2 pseudogenes are annotated in these 638 nt (G+C 66.9%); both read right to left on the bottom strand.

The annotated features are described in order from the left end of the window. A pseudogene (locus tag EN745_RS35545) lies at nt 1–130 on the bottom strand (ribonuclease HII); the annotation flags it as partial. A gap of 147 nt (nt 131–277) precedes the next feature. Next, nucleotides 278–638 (bottom strand): annotated as a pseudogene (locus tag EN745_RS35540) (radical SAM protein); the annotation flags it as partial.

Raw genomic sequence — 638 nt, 5'->3', positions numbered from 1 at the left:
GGCCGCGGCCAGCCTCGTCCATTCCCGCCACCGGCCAAAGGCCGTCAGCCATCGCCTTCGTCTCGATGGAGAAATCGGGTTTCTCGACGATTTCGAAGAGAAGCGGAGAATCGGAACGCGCGCGAGCCATGGTGCGGCCAGGTTCGCATCGGCTCCGATTCTCCGCAAGTCCCTCCGGGTCGGGTGGGGCGCGGACCGGGAGGGCACCGTCTCAAGGCCGGGGACAGGCCGGACGGGATTCTTCTCGCGCCGCCCGGCGAGGGCCGGCGCGGGACCTTCAAAGCAGCATCAACTGCTCGGCGGCGTTGGCTGCGGCAAGAAATTGGTCGGTCCTGAGTTGCCGCCGCTCGGCGTTGAGCCCGAGCCGCTTGGCGGTGATCTCGAAACGGCGGCCGATCTGCCAGGCATAGGGTCCGGCGCCTTTCATGCGCTTGCCCCACTCCGAATCGTAGTCCTTGCCGTCGCGCATCGAGCGGATCAGCGACATCACATGCCGGTAGCGGTCCGGGTAATGACGCAACAACCAGTCCTTGAAGATCGGCGCCACCTCCAGCGGCAGCCGCAAAATGACATAGCCGGCCTCGCGCGCGCCGGCGGCGCGTGCCGAATCGAGGATGCGCTCCATCTCCGGATCGGTG

This window comes from Mesorhizobium sp. M4A.F.Ca.ET.022.05.2.1 (assembly GCF_003998845.1).
Lineage (GTDB): Bacteria > Pseudomonadota > Alphaproteobacteria > Rhizobiales > Rhizobiaceae > Mesorhizobium.
Note: the sequence above shows the minus strand (reverse complement) of the source record. Positions and strands in the feature narration are given on the sequence as shown.